At 70.5% G+C, this 15,379-nt stretch carries 14 protein-coding genes; 3 read left to right on the forward strand and 11 right to left on the reverse strand.

Annotated elements, in window-relative coordinates; all coding sequences use genetic code 11:
- Positions 1-210 precede the first annotated feature (210 nt).
- Positions 211-657: a type II 3-dehydroquinate dehydratase gene (locus tag ACZ49B_RS11720; RefSeq protein WP_468303682.1), complete on the reverse strand. Its 447-nt coding sequence runs from the start codon at positions 655-657 to the stop codon at positions 211-213.
- 411 nt (positions 658-1,068) lie between these two features.
- On the opposite strand from ACZ49B_RS11720, the gene ACZ49B_RS11725 reads away from it, so the two are divergent.
- On the forward strand, positions 1,069-2,385 hold the full coding sequence (locus ACZ49B_RS11725) for a LuxR C-terminal-related transcriptional regulator (RefSeq protein WP_468303685.1): 1,317 nt from the start codon (positions 1,069-1,071) through the stop codon (positions 2,383-2,385).
- A 45-nt stretch (positions 2,386-2,430) separates the two neighbouring features.
- Here ACZ49B_RS11725 and ACZ49B_RS11730 read toward each other — a convergent pair whose 3' ends face one another.
- Both ACZ49B_RS11730 and ACZ49B_RS11735 read right to left on the reverse strand, forming a co-directional pair.
- Complete coding sequence (locus ACZ49B_RS11730) at positions 2,431-3,291, reverse strand: metallophosphoesterase family protein (RefSeq protein WP_468303688.1); 861 nt, start codon at positions 3,289-3,291, stop codon at positions 2,431-2,433.
- Positions 3,292-3,518: 227 nt separating this feature from the next.
- Entirely contained in the window at positions 3,519-4,301 is a 783-nt protein-coding gene (locus tag ACZ49B_RS11735) for a thioesterase II family protein (protein ID WP_468303690.1), read from the reverse strand.
- Positions 4,302-4,545: 244 nt separating this feature from the next.
- Between ACZ49B_RS11735 and ACZ49B_RS11740 the strand changes: the two genes are divergently transcribed.
- On the forward strand, positions 4,546-4,743 hold the full coding sequence (locus ACZ49B_RS11740; RefSeq protein ID WP_468303693.1) for a ferredoxin: 198 nt from the start codon (positions 4,546-4,548) through the stop codon (positions 4,741-4,743).
- 231 nt (positions 4,744-4,974) lie between these two features.
- Positions 4,975-6,621 carry a bifunctional 3-(3-hydroxy-phenyl)propionate/3-hydroxycinnamic acid hydroxylase MhpA gene (mhpA, locus tag ACZ49B_RS11745; protein ID WP_468303696.1) on the forward strand — a complete coding sequence of 549 codons (1,647 nt, stop codon included), beginning with the start codon at positions 4,975-4,977 and terminating at the stop codon, positions 6,619-6,621.
- Between the two features lie 14 nt (positions 6,622-6,635).
- Here the strand turns inward: mhpA and ACZ49B_RS11750 are convergent, their stop codons facing one another.
- From ACZ49B_RS11750 to ACZ49B_RS11785, 8 genes are all read right to left on the reverse strand, one after another.
- Positions 6,636-7,535, reverse strand: coding sequence for an ROK family protein (locus ACZ49B_RS11750; RefSeq protein ID WP_468303699.1), 900 nt, complete (start codon positions 7,533-7,535; stop codon positions 6,636-6,638).
- A 15-nt stretch (positions 7,536-7,550) separates the two neighbouring features.
- A complete protein-coding gene (locus ACZ49B_RS11755; protein ID WP_468303702.1) occupies positions 7,551-8,237 on the reverse strand; it encodes an HAD-IA family hydrolase in 687 nt (228 codons plus the stop codon).
- Positions 8,238-8,325: 88 nt separating this feature from the next.
- On the reverse strand, positions 8,326-9,408 hold the full coding sequence (locus ACZ49B_RS11760; protein WP_468303704.1) for a Gfo/Idh/MocA family protein: 1,083 nt from the start codon (positions 9,406-9,408) through the stop codon (positions 8,326-8,328).
- Positions 9,405-10,565 (reverse strand): 3-amino-5-hydroxybenzoate synthase, encoded by a 1,161-nt coding sequence (gene rifK, locus ACZ49B_RS11765; RefSeq protein WP_468303707.1) that lies wholly within the window; start codon positions 10,563-10,565, stop codon positions 9,405-9,407. The genes ACZ49B_RS11760 and rifK overlap by 4 nt, the downstream gene beginning before the upstream one ends.
- 231 nt (positions 10,566-10,796) lie before the next feature.
- Positions 10,797-11,618 carry a shikimate dehydrogenase family protein gene (locus tag ACZ49B_RS11770; protein ID WP_468303710.1) on the reverse strand — a complete coding sequence of 274 codons (822 nt, stop codon included), beginning with the start codon at positions 11,616-11,618 and terminating at the stop codon, positions 10,797-10,799.
- A complete protein-coding gene (locus ACZ49B_RS11775; RefSeq protein WP_468303713.1) occupies positions 11,615-12,904 on the reverse strand; it encodes a 3-deoxy-7-phosphoheptulonate synthase in 1,290 nt (429 codons plus the stop codon). The genes ACZ49B_RS11770 and ACZ49B_RS11775 overlap by 4 nt, the downstream gene beginning before the upstream one ends.
- Positions 12,901-13,974, reverse strand: coding sequence for a 3-dehydroquinate synthase family protein (locus ACZ49B_RS11780; RefSeq protein ID WP_468303715.1), 1,074 nt, complete (start codon positions 13,972-13,974; stop codon positions 12,901-12,903). The genes ACZ49B_RS11775 and ACZ49B_RS11780 overlap by 4 nt, the downstream gene beginning before the upstream one ends.
- A gap of 7 nt (positions 13,975-13,981) precedes the next feature.
- Positions 13,982-15,325 carry an NAD(P)/FAD-dependent oxidoreductase gene (locus tag ACZ49B_RS11785; protein WP_468303718.1) on the reverse strand — a complete coding sequence of 448 codons (1,344 nt, stop codon included), beginning with the start codon at positions 15,323-15,325 and terminating at the stop codon, positions 13,982-13,984.
- Positions 15,326-15,379: the final 54 nt, after the last annotated feature.

Genomic DNA, 15,379 nt, shown 5'->3' on the forward strand with positions numbered 1-15,379 from the left:
ATGGTGACGGGGACGGGTGGTATTTCTTGAGACCGCGGTTGTGGCCCCCCCCCCCCCCCCCCCCCCCCCCCCCCGGGCCCGGCACGCGCGCTCGCCGCGTTGTCGTCGGTCGACGACGCGAGCGTCGCCTCCCTCCGCCTTGCGATCACACGCACCAGACCCCACCGCCCCCGCCCTCACGGGCGGACGACGCTACTTTGACGACACCCCCTAGGAGGGCTTCGCCTCGGACAGGTGCATCAGCGCCTGGGCCGCCAGGCGGTAGCCGAAGGCACCCAGGCCGACCACGACACCGCTCGCCAGCGGGGCGATCACCGACTCGTGCCGGAACTGTTCGCGGGCCCACACGTTGCTGAGGTGCACCTCGATCCACGGCGGTGAATAGCTCGCCAGCGCGTCACGCAGGCTCCACCCGGCGATCATCAGGGCGCCGGGGTTGACGATCGCCCCGACCGTGCTGCCGGCATGCCGGTGAATGGCGCTGACGAGGTCGCCTTCCGAATCGTGCTGGACGGAGCGGACCTCCCACCCCTTGACGCTCACTTCCCGGGCGACCGCCGCTTCGATGTCGGCGAGCGTGTCCGTGCCGTATATCTCCGGCTCGCGTCGCCCCAAAATGCCCAGGTTGGGACCGTTCAAGAGAAGAACGACACTCAAAGGGACACCTCGCTGTTGATTCACGCCATTCATTCCACCGGAGAGCTCCGGAACAGCTCCCATCCTGTCGGCGCCCTTCCCGGAGCACCATCATCAGAATTGATAGTCCCGTCGAGGGGCCGCGGCATGAGGACCGCTGGGGACCGGCTCGATGCCGTGCGCGCCCGGTTCGAGGGTGCCCCGGCGGGCTGAGGACGCGAGACCCCGTGGTGGGCGCCAGCCTCCCGTTCGGCGAGGCCGCCCGCCCCTCGCGAACCGAACTTCGCCCTTCCGGCAGCTGTCTTGATCTGCACTTGAGCCCGGCTGGAGCACTCCGGCCCCCCGGAGGCCGGTGCTGAATCATGACTGGCACGTCCACCGCCACCACTCGGACGAAGCGGCGCGACTGATGATCCGATGACAGGAGATGTGATGCTCGACTCTCTGATTCGCCTGCAGACGCCCCCGGTTTTTTCCGTCATGCGCACCTGCGACGGCAACTCCTGCGAGACGGTCCGATGGTCCGAGCTCTCGTTTTCCGCCTGGTCGCGCGGCGAACTCGTCGAGGCCATTCGCCTGGCGGCCGTTGCCGCCCGGATCAACCCTGAATGCGTGGACAACTGCGTGGGGCCGGCCATGGTCTGGCATTCCGTACTGCTCGTCCGGGTCCGCGAGCTCGCCTCCGGGGCGCGTGTGCTCGCCGGCGTGGAGGAGCTGACGGCCCGCGCCGGGGAAACCGGCGGGCTGGTGGCGGCTTCTCTGATCTGTTCGGCAGAACTCGCGTTCACCCGGGGGGATGTCGACTCCGCCGCCGACCTGGCGGGCAGGGGCGTGCACCGGGCGCAGCAGGCCGACCTCAACTCCCTGCTTCCCGACGCGCACACCATGCTGGCACTGAGCGCTCTGCGCCAGGGCAACATGAGCGTCAGCCTGGACTTCGTCGATCAGCTGCGGCAGGACGCCCTTCTCGGCCGGACGGTCGACAGGCCCGGTCAGTGCGCCTGGGCGGCGGCCCAGTTCCTGGAAGTGCAGGGCGGCGCGAAGAGTGCTGCTCATCTCATCGCGGGCATCATCACGGACGACCAGCTCATCCTGGAGCTCCTGGCCTCGGAGCCGGCCGCTGCCGCCTGGCTCGTGCGGACCGCGCGGAAGCTGGGCGACGAATCCCTCGCCAGGCGGGCGGCCTCCGAGGCTTCCGGGCTCGCCGCGCGCAACTGCGGGCTCCGGTCGATAGAAGCGGCGGCCGTACACGCCGACGGGCTGCTGGAGGAGGATCCCGAACGAGTCATCGCAGCGGCCGAATCCCATCTGGACCTGTGGGCCGGCGCGTCCGCCTACGAAGATGCCGGAACCCTCCTCTCCGAGCAGGACCGGGAACGCGACCGCGCCGTCGAGATCCTGGAACGGGCGGTGGACGGGTATGCGCATTCCGCGGCCCCGCGGGACGCCCGCAGGGTCGTGAGCAAGCTCCGCTCGCTCGGTGTGCGACGCGGCCGCTATCCGCAGTACGCCGGCCAGGACGGCGTGAGCGCCGGCTCTCTCACCGTCACCGAGGCTGCGGTGGCCGAGTTGGTGAGCCAGGGGTTCACCAACTCCCAGGTCGGCGAGCACCTGTTCATCTCGGGTCACACGGTGGCGTTCCATCTGAAGAAGATCTTCCGCAAGATGAACGTGGCTTCCCGGGTGGAACTGACGCGGACGTGGAGCCGTATTGCCAGTGGGACTCCCGAACTCGCACAGGTCGGCTGACCACCGGCGGGGATCACCCGGTCAGCCGGTCAGCCGGTCTCCCGGTCACCCGGCCTCCACGGGCAGTATCCGGCGCAGCCTTCCCGGCGGGTCCTGGCGCTTGCGCCACTCGCGGGGATATCCCACGGACACCTCTTCGAAGCGGACGCCCTCGTGGTACGTGGTCCGCGGGATGTGGAGGTGACCGTAGACCATGGCGGCCACGTTGAACCTGCGGTGCCAGTCGGCGGTCAGCCGGGTGCCGCACCACATGGCGAACTCCGGGTACCAGAGGACGTCCGTCGGGTGCCGGTCGAGCGGGTAGTGGTTGACGAGGACGGTGGGCAGGCCGTCGGGGAGTTCGGCGAGCCTGCGCTCGGTCTCGGCGACCCGGGCCCGGCACCAGGCCTCGCGGCTCGGGTACGGGTCGGGGTGCAGGACGTACTCGTCGTTGCAGATGACTCCGGTGCTGTGCGCGTAGGCCAGTCCCTCCTCCTTGGTGGTGCAACCGGCCGGCAGGAAGGAGTAGTCGTACAAGAGGAACAGCGGCGCCACGGCCACGGGGCCGTCCGGCCCCTCCCAGATCGGGTAGGGGTCCTCGGGCGTCGTGACGCCCAGTTCGCGGCACAGCCCGACCAGGTGCTCGTACCGGGCGACGCCGCGCAGGGTGAGGGTGTCGCTGGGGTGGGTCCACAGCTCGTGGTTGCCGGGAACCCAGACGACCTTGCGGAAGCGGCTCGCGAAGGTTTCCAGGCACCAGCGGATGTCGGCCACGTTCTCGCCCACGTCCCCGGCGACCAGCAGCCAGTCGTCCGGCGAGCCGGGTGTCATCCGCTCGACCAGGGCGCGGTTCTCGGCGTGGTTGAGGTGGAGGTCGCTGATGGCCAGCAACTGTCCCTTGCCCGTACCGCCGGCCTTCCCGGTCATCCCTCGTCTCCTTCGGTGCACGCGACGGGTGCCAGGAGGGACCTCTCCGCCTGCTTCGCGCACACGGCTGTCCGCGAGGGGACGAAGGCCGCGTGCTGCGGCGAACTGGAAGTCATGCTTCTCTCCTCCTGGCACTCGGCGAGTGCCAGTCAAGCCCTCCGCTCGGGGGCGACGACAGGTCCTCAGACGGTGGCGGGTGGTTGCGGCGCCGGCCGGCTCACCTCACCTCAGTCGGACCGGCCGGGCGTCAGGACGCTCCGGCGGACCAGCTTCTCCGCCACCAGTCCGGTCACGGCCTCGCTCTGATCGGCGAGGAAGAAGTGGCCTCCGGGGAACACGTGGAGGTCCGTCGGACCGGTGGTGTGCGCTTCCCAGGACGCCGCTTCGTCGATCGAGACGCGGGGGTCGTTGTCTCCGGTGAGCACCGTCACCGGGCAGTCCAGCTTCCGGCCGGGTGCGTACCGGTACGTCTCGACGGCACGGTAGTCGCTGCGGATGGCCGGCATGATCATTTCCAGCAGTTCCGGGTCGTCCAGCATGGCCGCGTCGGTTCCGCTCAACTTGCGGAGCTCGGCCACCATCTGTGCGTCCGACCCGAGGTGGACCACGTCGTCGCGGTAGCGGGAGGGGGCCCGCCGGCCGGACGCGAAGAACCGCACGGGCGAGGGGAGGCCGACGTCCTGGAGGCGCAGTGCGAGCTCGTAGCCGAGAACGGCGCCCATGCTGTGCCCGAACAGCGCCATGGGCAGATCGTCGAGGTGGCGCACGGCCGCGAAGATCTGGTCCGCCAGGTCGGGGATGCTGGGGATGTTCGGCTCGTGGCGGCGGTCCTGCCGCCCCGGGTACTGGATCGCCAGCACCTCCACCGCGGGCGCGAGCGCCTTGGACACCGGGAAGTAGAAGCTCGCCGATCCTCCTGCGTGCGGCAGGCATACGAGGCGGACTTCACTGCCCGGCGCCGGATGAGAGCGGCGGACCCATTTTTCGAATTGCTCCGCTGGCTGAGGCACGGCAATAAATTCCTTTCAGGAATCACCCTTGGCACGCTGCTGCCCCACCGCGGACCGACCAACGATCGACGGTGGGAACCGTGCGATCCCGAGACTTGTATCTTCTTTCTGGAGGGTAGGACAGACGGGGCCGGCCGGACATCCCTCGATCTGATAGCTCGTCCAGGAAATGACGCGCTCCGCTTCGAAGACACCCGGGCATGTGTCAGTCTGTGGTTTCTCGAACCCGCAGGAGGTAATCACCATGAAGATCATCGCGGACGTCGACAAGTGCATCGGCGCAGGTCAGTGCATGTTCACCGAACCGGAACTGTTCGACCAGAGCGAGGATGACGGCACGGTCGTCGTGCTCATTTCCGAGCCTGAGGGCGAACTCCTGACTCAGAAGGCCCGTGAGGCTTCCTACGTCTGTCCGGGCCGGGCCATCTCCCTGGTGGAATGAGTCGGGCGGGCCCGGTTAGCGCAGAAATCTCCGCCTGCACATCCCTCGACCTGATGGCGTTTCCTGCTCCTTGACACGCCTCGAACGGCCTGATTACCATTCTGGCAATTTTCCGGCGTGGCGGAATTCAGCCCTTCAAACAGCGCGGACCTGTGAAGTCTTCCTTGACGCCGTTTTTCGAAGTGCGCGCTGATCTGCCCACAGCATGCGAGTAGGGGCACGATGCCAACCATGCGAACGCACGACACGTACGCGAATCCGACGGACACGGACGTCGTCATCGTGGGCAACGGGCCGATCGGTGCCACGCTCTCGGTGCTGCTCGCCCAGCGCGGCTGGCGGGTGACGGTGCTCGAGCGCCGCGCCCGGCCGTACCGGCTCCCCCGGGCGACCAGCTTCGACGGGGAGACCGCGCGGCTCCTCGCGGCCACCGGGATCGGCCCGGATCTGGGCCGGGTCACCGAGCCGGCCAACGGCTACCAGTGGCAGACCCCCTCCGGCGCGGCGCTGCTGGACATCGAGTTCACCACGACGGGTCCGTACGGCTGGCCGGACGCCAACACGATGCACCAGCCGGCCCTGGAGGAGCTGATCGCCGCCAGGGCGGCGGCACTTCCCGGCATCACGGTGCTGCGCGGGCACGAGGTCGTGAAGATCGCCGACGGCGGGGAGCACGTCGAGGTGACGGCAACCACCGACGACGACGCGACGCGCGTCCTCTCCGCGCGGTGGGTGGTGGGGTGCGACGGAGCCAACAGCTTCGTACGCGACCACCTCGACGTCTCCGTGACGGACCTCGGGTTCTCCTACGAGTGGCTGCTCTGCGACGTCGAACTGCGCCAGCCGCGCGAGTTCACCCCGACCAACGTGCAGATCTGTGACCCGGCCCGGCCCACGACCGTGGTGGCCAGCGGCCCCGGGCGCCGGCGCTGGGAGTTCATGCGCCTGCCCGGCGAGAGCACCGCCGAGCTCAACCGGGACGAGACGGCCTGGCGGCTGCTGGCGCCGTTCGGCGTCACCCCGGACACGGCCACCCTGTTGCGCAGCACCACGTACATCTTCCAGGCCCGTTGGGCCGACCAGTGGCGCGTGGGCCGTGTCCTGCTGGCCGGTGACGCGGCCCATCTCATGCCGCCCTTCGCCGGGCAGGGCATGTGCTCCGGCATCCGGGACGTCGTCAACCTGGCGTGGAAGCTGGACCTGACGCTCCGCGGCCTCGCGGACGAGTCCGTACTGGACAGCTACACACAGGAGCGCCGGGCGCAGGCCAAGGAAGCGATCCTGGCGTCGGTCCAGCTGGGCCGGGTGATCTGCGTGACGGACCCGGCGGCCGCCGCCGAGCGGGACGCCACGGTGCTCGCCAACCGGCGCGGCAAGCCGGCGGGGCGGCCGGAGCCGGCGAAGGCGCTCTCGGGCGGGCTGCTGCACCGGCGGCCGGGAGCGGAGGCGGCCGAGGCGCCCGCGGGCGCCGTCGTACCGCAGGGCCGCGTGGCGCGTCAGGGCTCCGTGGGCCTGTTCGACGATGTCGTCGGGCGTGGTTTCGTCCTGCTGACCACCGATGACCCGCACACCGTGCTCGGTGAGGAGCGGCTGTCCTTCCTCGCCGGCCTCGGGGCCCACGTGGTGCGGCTGCTGCCGCCCGGACAGGCGTCCGACGAGCACGGCCCGGCGGTGGCCGGCGTGGCCGGCGTGGTGGACACGGACGAGGTCTACGGGCCGTATCTGGCGCGGTTCGGGGCGACTTCGCTGCTCGTCCGTCCGGACCACCACGTCTTCGGTGCCGCGAACGGCCCGGACGACACCGGAGCACTGGTCGACGACCTGCGGGACCAGCTGCGTGCCGCGGTGCCGGCCGGTGCACCGCACCGGGCCGGCTGACGGGTCGTACGCGGTCAGGGCGCGGCCAGCCGGGCGAGCGCGACCGCGCCGCGCAACGAGGACAGGCCCCCCAACGCTGCCGGCTCCACCGGCAGCGGGGGTTGGCCCGGGCGGGCCAGCTCGGCGAGGTGGCCCGACACCAGCCCGACGAGCTCGGGGAGACCGGCCGCGAAGCCGCCGCCGATCAGGGCGAGTCGGGGATGGACCAGTTCCTGGACGCCCGCCACCGCGGCGGCCAGGGCCCGGGAGGTCTCCTCGACCGCGGTGACCGCCCACGGCGCCCCTTCGCGCAGCGCCCGCCGGAGTTCCTCGAAGGGGGCGGGCGCTCCCCGCAGAACGGCCGCGCGGACCAGGGTGGCCGGTCCCGAGGCGATCGCCTGGAGGCATCCCCGGCGGCCGCAGACGCACTGCGCACCGCCCATCGCGACGATCACGTGCCCGATCTCGAAGGAGCCCCGGCCGAGCCCGGGGCACAGCGCCCCTTGCAGGACGAGACCGCCGCCGATGCCGGTGCCCACCCCGAGGTAGAGCAGGTCGTCGCAGCCCGACGCCCGCGCCTCTGCGAGCGCGCCGAGGTCGCCGTCGTCCGCCCAGGCGACGGCCGCTCCGGGGAACAGCGCGCGCAGCGAGGCGTCCAGGTCGAGCCCGTTCCACTCCGGCCGGCTGGGCCAGGCGGTGACCCGGCCGGCCGGATCGACCGTGCCGGGCATCGCGACGCCCACCGCGCGGAGCGGTACGCCGAGTCTCGCCCGTAGTTGCTCCACGTGGTGGGCGAGTTGGGCGAGGTCCTGGTCAGCGCTGTGCCGCGGGCCCCACCGGAAGGCGGACTCGTCGACGCACTCCGCGCCGGCCTCCACCCGGAAGGCGACCTTGGTGCCCCCGATGTCGACACCGAGGTGATGTGCCTTCTCCATGCCCTTGGACGGCCTTCAGCCGCGGGGCACGGACGGGCACAGCGCCAGTAGTTCGTCCGGGCGGTACAGGACGGCGCCCGGCAGAGCGCCCAGCAGTGCGTCCTTGTCGTCCACATCGGCCCACAGCGCGGCGACCGAGGCCACGCCGGCGCCGTGGGCGCTGGCGATGTCGGTCGGTGCGTCGCCGATCATGATCGCCTCCTCGGCCGGCAGCTCCAGCAGCTCGAGAGCGCGCACCACGATGTCCGGGGCGGGCTTCGGGTGGGCGACCTCGTCCGAGCCGATCACGTGGTCGAAGTAGTGCAGCAGGCCCAGCTGTTCGAGCAGTGACCGCGCCCGCGGCCCGCTCTTGCCGGTGGCCACCGCGAGCTTGTACCGGCGCGACCGCAGGCTGGCCAGCAGCTCGGCGATGCCCTCGAAGACGGGCACCTGGTGCGCGAGCCGGTAGCTCTCGCGGACGAAGGGCTCCTCCATCTCCAGCGGGAGGCCCATGATCCGCATGATGTCCGGGAAGTAGCGCCCCTGGTGGCGCCGGTACTCCTCGAACGGTGCCTGTCCCTCTCCGACGACCTCCTTGTACGCGATGGCGAAAGCTTCCTCCATCACCGCGAAGCTGTCGACGATGACCCCGTCCAGGTCGAAGATCACGCCGCGCCTGACCGACGAGCGCGTCTGCGTCGCCGTCGCCGATGTCCCTGCCATTGAAATTGTCACGTCATGCCGTCCCGTACGTCTGCTCGTTCTCCTGGAACCGTGGTTCCACTGGTCTTCCGCTGGTCTTCCGCGCCGCCTACCGATAGGCGGGCACGGCATTGCGGGGGCGGACGGAGCGGGCCGAGGCGTAGAAGTCCTCGATGACGCGGACCGTCGTACGGGCCTCGCCGATGGCCTTGCCGCGGTTGCCCGGATCCCCCAGGAATCCGGCGAGGCGGCACAGTTGCCGCCGGTACTCGTTGCCGATCGGCTCGTCCGGCACCGGAACCGAGGTGGTGGTGCCTTCGCGGGTCAGCGTCAGCACCGGCCGGGGCTGGCGGTTGGGGCTGAAGCCGAAGGTGCACCTCAGCTCGGCGGTTCCCTCGCTGCCCACCACCTGGATCCGGGACACGTCCCGCGCCTCGTGCGACGCCCAGCTGGTGTGCAGGGCGACGGAGACGCCGTCGTCGCGGACGAAGAAGCCCCGGGCGGTGTCCTCGACGTCCCCGGCGGTGTCGGCGACGGGCCGGTCGTGCCGCCATGCCGCGCTCCAGGAACCGGCGTTGACGAAGTCGTTCGCCGTCACGCCGACGACCTCCGCGAAGCGGGCCGGACCGAGCAGGGAGGCGAGCGTGTCGAGCAGGTGCCATCCGAGGTCGAACAGCACACCGCCGCCGGCCTTGCTGCGCTGGGTGAACCAGCCGCCGGCCTTGGGGATCCCGCGCGCCCGGACCCACGACAGGTCGACGTGGCGGATGTGGCCCAGGTCGGGCACCAGGCTCGCCAGGGCGCCCACATCGCTGCGGTAGGGGGCCGCGCTGCCGGCCAGCAGCATGGCACCGCCGCTGCGTTCGGCGGCTGCCAGCATGTCGGCCTCGGCGGAGGTCAGGCACACCGGCTTCTCGAGGAAGACGGAGATGCCCTTGCCGAGCAGCGCCGCGGCCACCTCGGCATGCATGAAGTTGGGGACGGCGACCACGGCGAGGTCGACCGACCGGGCGGTGAGCGTGTCCACCGTCGCGTGGACGGGTATGCCCGGCACCACGCCGAACGCCTCACGCGCCGCCGGTTCGGTGTCGGCGACGGCCACCACCTCGAAGTCGCCGTGCTCGCTCAGCAGGGGGAGCCACAGCTCACGCCCCGCCCAGCCGAGCCCGACGATGGCCACCCTGACGCTCATACGGCGCCCACAGCGTCGGCGATGATCGCGGCCGTACGGTGCATGTCCTCTTCGGAGGCGAGCAGCGTGCGGTGGTGCAGCCAGATGCAGTCCTGGCTGATGGCCTCGGAGTTGGGGCAGCGCTCGGCGAGCTCGTCCGGGGTCGCGTCGGGCGCGCCGATCTCCCAGAAGGCGTCGGTGCGGTAGATCGCGCGGAAACCGGCGAACGCCGGCACGCCGGCCTCCACGAGCCGGTCGACGAGAGCGTTGCGGTTCTCCTCGCTGATGCCGGGCACCCGGAACATCGCCATGTAGTGCGAGGGGACGTCGGTGCGCTCGTCGCCCCGCTGCGGGACCACGCCGTCGATCGACTCGAGCAGCTTGGACAGCACGCCCCAGCGCTCGTGACGGGTGGCGATCTGCCCGTCCAGGCGGCGCAGCTGCGCGCGCAGCACGGAGGCGGAGAACTCGTTGAGCCGCAGGTTGGACCCGGCGATCGAGTGGAGGTACCGGCGGTCGGTGCGGGGCCGTCCGCAGCTGTGCCGCAGGAACGCGGTCTCGTACAGCTCCGAGTCCGGGAACAGTACGGCGCCGCCCTCGCCGGCGGTCATCAGCTTGCCGTTCTGGAAGCTGAACGCGGCGATCGAGCCGAGCTCTCCGACCCGCTTGCCCTGCCAGCGGGCGCCGTGGGCGTGCGCGGCGTCCTGGAGCAGCGGGACGCCGGTGTCGGCGGAGAGCTTGCCGAGTGCGTCCATGTCCGCCAGGTAGCCGGCCATGTGCACCGGCATGATCGCCCGGGTCCGCGAGGTCACGGCGGCGGCGGCCGCCGCCACGTCGATGGAGTAGGTGTTCTCGTCGACGTCCACCGGGACGGCGACGGCGCCGAGGCGCTGCGCCGCCTGGGAGGACGAGATGAAGGTGAAGGCCGGGACGATGACCTCGGTGCCCGGACCGACGCCCATGACCTGCAGGGCGAGTTCGAGGGCGTGGGTTCCGTTCGTGACCGCGAGGGCGTGGGCGCCGCCGTGGTGCTCGGCGAACTCCTGCTCGAAGGAGTCGACTTCGCTTCCGCCCATCCGCCACCACTGGCCCTGCTCGAGGGCGCGGATGAGCCCTTCGCGCTCGTTCTCGTCATACTGCGGCCACTGGGGGAATTCCGGCGCCTGTCGCACGTTCATGTTTCTCCAAGGAATGGATCTGACTCGACGCGAGGTGCGAAGTGGGCGGGGCACTGTGCTGCTACGGAAGAAGACGCGCGCACACGAGCAGTCGCCGTCGAGATCGCGGAAGAGGCGCACACTCCGCCCCGTGCAGCGTCATGTGCAGTCAGAAATAGGCTGAATTACAAGTCCAAAATAGAGCTCCGTCTGCGACACCGCATCCCTAGATTCGGTAGTCGTGGCGTGAGTTCAGTGCAAATCGAAGAAGATTCGATAGGAATTCAGTTGCCCCTCGAGCATGTGAATACCGTGGTGGACTCCGTGACCCAGTGCGGCTGCTTCACGCAGGAGCCGCGTCTCACGGGGTTTCATGACGATGTCGGCCACCACGCAGCCCGGCGGCAAGGTGTCCAGGGGGAACGGAAGCGGATCGTCCGCACGCATGCCGAGCGGCGTGGCGTTCACCGCGATGTCGATGCCGGTGTCGCGCAGCTGCGGTCCGGTCAAGGCGCGTACCCGGCCCGGCCAGTACGCGCCGAGGCGGGTGACGAGCGCGCCGAGCTTCGCGGTGTCCGTGTCGTACAGGGACAGCCGGTCGACACCGGCCGTCAGCAGCGCCGCTGCGACGGCGCTGCCCGCACCACCCGCGCCGACCAGCGCCACCCGCCGGCCGTGGGGGTCGTGCCCGGCCCCGACGAGACCGGCCACGAAGCCCGAGCCGTCGAAGTTCTCCGCGAGCCAGCTGCCGTCGGCCTCCCGTCGCAGCACGTTCGCGCTTCCGACGATGTCCACGGTCGGGCCGCAGCGGTCGGCCAGGCGGCGGACGGCGACCTTGTGGGGCACCGTGACGAACATGCCGTCGAGGTTCTCCACGCGCTGCAGACCGCGCACGATCTGCTCGAGGTGCTCCGGCCGGGCGTGCACCGGAACGAGCACCGCGTCCTTCCGCAGGCGCGCGAAGAGGGGATTCATCAGCCCGGGCGCCTGGACCTGGGCGATGGGATCCCCCAGTACGGCGTACAGCCGGGTGGTGCCTTTGATGGCCGGCGTACCGGGAGTGCCGCCGGTCATCGCAGCACCGCTTCGAATTCGGTGACGGCGGCCGCCGTCATCTCCGGGACGGAGAATGCGAGTTCCATCGACTGCTCGGCGTTCAGGCGGGGATCACAGGCCGTGTGGTAGCGGGCGGGCAGGTCGGCTTCCGTTGTTCCGGAGGCGCCGCCGAGGCATTCCGTGACGTCGTCGCCCGTCGCTTCGATGTGAATTCCGCCGGGGTGGGTGCCCAGCCGCCGGTGGACTTCGAAGAAACCGGCCATCTCGTCGGTGATGTGCCGGAGATCGCGTGTCTTGTATCCGTTCGCCGACGTGTACGTGTTGCCGTGCATCGGATCGCACTGCCAGACCACCTGGTGGCCTGAGTCGGTGACCGCCGCGACGATCGCCGGCAGGACGTCACGGACCTGCCGGTGCCCCATGCGGCTGACCAGCGTCAGCCGTCCGGGTTCACGGTGCGGGTCGAGTCGCCGCACGTATGCGGCGGCCGTCTCCGGGCTGGTGCCCGGACCGATCTTGAGGCCGATCGGGTTGGACAGCAGTTCCGCGAAGGCGATGTGCGCGCCGTCGAGCTGGCGGGTGCGTTCGCCGATCCACAGGAAGTGCCCCAGCCCGCTGGCCAGCCGGGGCTCGGGCCCGCTGGTGTCCACCCGCAGCAAGGACCGCTCGTAGTCCAGCAGGAGTGCCTCGTGACTGACGTAGATGTCGCTGCCGCCGTGGCCTTCGCCGTCGCCGAACGTGCGCACCAGGGCCATCGCGCGTGCGGCCTCGGCGTGGGCCCGCAGCATCCGGTAGGGATCGGGCGTCCGGGCCGTGAGCGTGGGCTCGACGGAGTTGACCATGTCGCCGCGGTAGACGGGCAGCCCGAGGGCGTCGACGGCCTGGGACCGGGGCTTGGCGTACTGGCCCGCCATGCGGGCGACCTTGACGACGGGCAGTCCCGTACGGCGGGCGAGCACTGCGGCCATGTCCACGAGCGTCCACAGATTGGCGCGCACATGGGCTTCGGTGTTCGCGGCGAAGGTCTCGGCGCAGTCACCGCCCTGGAGCAGGAACGCCTCGCCGCGCGCGACCGCGGCAAGTCGGCTGCGCAGCCGTGCCGTCTCGGCCGGCGTCACGATCGGCTCGGCGCGGCTCAGCCGGGCCACCGCCTCCCTCGCCCGTTCCGGGTCTCCCCAGACCGGCTGCTGCGCGGCCGGTCTGGCGAGCGCCGCCTCCAGCTTGTCGAACAGCAGGCCGTCCGCCGGCCGGGCGGTGCCGGCCGATCCGTCGAGATCGGCCGGCCACTGAGTTGCACGTGTCATTTCTGAGCCGCATCGGTCGTGGAGGCTCCGGGCGCGGCGTCGCCGACGAGGTCGGCCAGGCGTGCTCGGGGCATCCGGTCCAGGACGCGCGCGACCACCTCGTGCGGTACGTCGCTCACCAGTTCCGCGCCGTTCGGGCCGTCCAGGACGAACGAGAGTCCGTTCATCGCCTTCTTGTCGTGGCGCATCAGATCCATCAGGGCCGCGGGCTCGGCCTCGACGGGCAGGGCGGTGGGGAGACCGTAGTACCGGACGACGTCCTGGTGCTCCTCCACCCGCGCCTGGTCGATACGGCCCAGGGCGCCGGCGAGCCGCCCCGCGAAGACCGTTCCGATGGCCACCCCCTCGCCGTGGCGCAGCGCGAAGTCGGTCGCCTTCTCCAGCGCATGGCCCAGCGTGTGGCCGTAGTTGAGCGTGTGCCGTAGTCCGGTGTCCCGCTCGTCGGTCTCCACGATGCGGGCCTTGAGGCTCACGCTGGCGGTGATCTGCTCCTCCAGCGACAGCCCGCGCAGGTCGGCCGCGCCGATGAAGTGGCAGCGGGCGATCTCACCGAGACCGTTGAGCAGCTCCCGCCGCGGCAGGGTCGACAGGTAGTCCGTGTCGCACAGCACCGCGCTGGGCTGCCAGTACGCGCCGACCAGGTTCTTGCCGGCCGGCAGGTTCACCGCCGTCTTGCCGCCGACGCTGGCGTCCACCTGGGCGAGCAGCGTGGTGGGCAGGTGGATCACGGGCACGCCCCGGTGGTAGAGCGCTGCCGCCAGCCCGACCACGTCGGTGGTCGTGCCGCCGCCGCAGGAGACGACGACGTCGGACCGGGTGAGCCCGAACCGCACGAACTCACCGCACAGCGCCTCCACCGTGGCGAGGGTCTTGTCCTGCTCGCCGTCCCGGGCCGGCAGCAGCAGGGTCTCCACACCGGTGTCCGGCACCCATTCCTCCGGGCGGGCCGACACGACGACGGCCCGTCCGGCGCCCAGCCGTCGGATGACCTCGGCAAGCGACGTACGCACCCCGGGGCCGATGAGGACATCGTACGAATGATCTCTGAGGCGCAGAGGAATGGAAGCCATGACGTCCCTACCGACCCGCCGTGGCCCTGCGGACGCGCGCCTCGGCCCGCTCCTTGCGGTCGGCCTCGTCCAGCTCGGGGTACACCGGGCAGCCGAAGACCCGCCGGAACGGCTCGAACGTGTCCCACTCGGTGCGCTTGCGCATCTCCTGGGCGACCGAGTTGTGCTCGCTCCAGAAGTCGCCGCCGATCAGCCGGACGAGGTACCTCTCCAGGGTGTCCCGGTCCGTGGAGCGCGCGGCGTCGGCGGCCATGGCCACCAGCTCGCCGTCGTAGTAGGCGTGGATGAGCCGGATGTAGGTGTCGTACCCGGTCTTGAAGAAGCTCGCGTACTTGTCGATCAGGTGGTCCTCCTGCGCCGGGTCCTTCAGCGCTGCGCCGATCGTCTCGGCGGCACGGACGGCGGTGGTCGTCGCCACCAGCACACCACCGGAGAACATCGGGTCGCCGAAGCAGCCGGCGTCTCCGACCATGACCCAGCCCGGCCCGGTGACGGTGTCCGAGTGGTAGCAGTAGTCGGTCTCGACCTTGAGGTCCGTGGTGGGACGGGTTCCGGTCAGGCGCGCGGTGATCCGTGGAATCCTGGCCACGTGGTCCTCGAACGCCTTCTCCGGCGTCGACGCGCGCAGTGCGTCGCGCGGCATGACCGTGCCCACGCTGATGCTGTCGGTGGACAGCGGGATCGCCCAGACCCAGCCGTCGTCGTGGGCGCCGACCTGGATGTCGCCCTCGACACCGGGGTTGTTGCTCTCGTCGAGTCCGTCGTAGTGGCGGAACACGGCCACCATGCGGAGCTTCTCGAGCGTCTTGCGCAGACCGAAGCGGTTGGCGATCCGGCCGGCCCGACCGCTCGCGTCGATCACGTAGGTCGAACGCACCTCGTGGGTCTCGCCCTCGCGCTCGTAGCGGACGCCGACCATGCGGTCGCCCTCCATGAGCAGCTCGTTCACGTTCGCGCCGAAGAGGACCTTCGCCCCGGCCTCGGCGGCCTGCTCGGTGAGCATCTTGTCGAACCGGGCGCGCTCGACCTGGAACGCGCGGGGGAAGCGGCCTTCACCCTGCTTGGTGAAGTCCGCACGGAAGACGCCCTCGAAGAACTTCTTCTCGGTCGGGTCGATGAACTCGCCGCCGAACTTGGGGACGTAGCCCTGGGCCTCGACCGTCTCGCGCAGACCGATCTGGTCGAACAGGCCCATCATGTAGGGGAGCAGGGACTCGCCTATGTGGAACCGGGGGAACTCGTCCCGCTCCAGCAGCACCACGGAGTGCCCCTGCTTGGCGAGCACCAGGGCGCTGACCGCGCCGGCCGGTCCTCCACCGATCACAACCACGTCAGCGGTGTCGTTCGTCATCACATTCCCCTTCTGATTCAAACTCGTTCATGTTCACCCGCGATGAATTGCCGT

The sequence above is a fragment of the Streptomyces sp. NPDC031132 genome, from assembly GCF_055570595.1.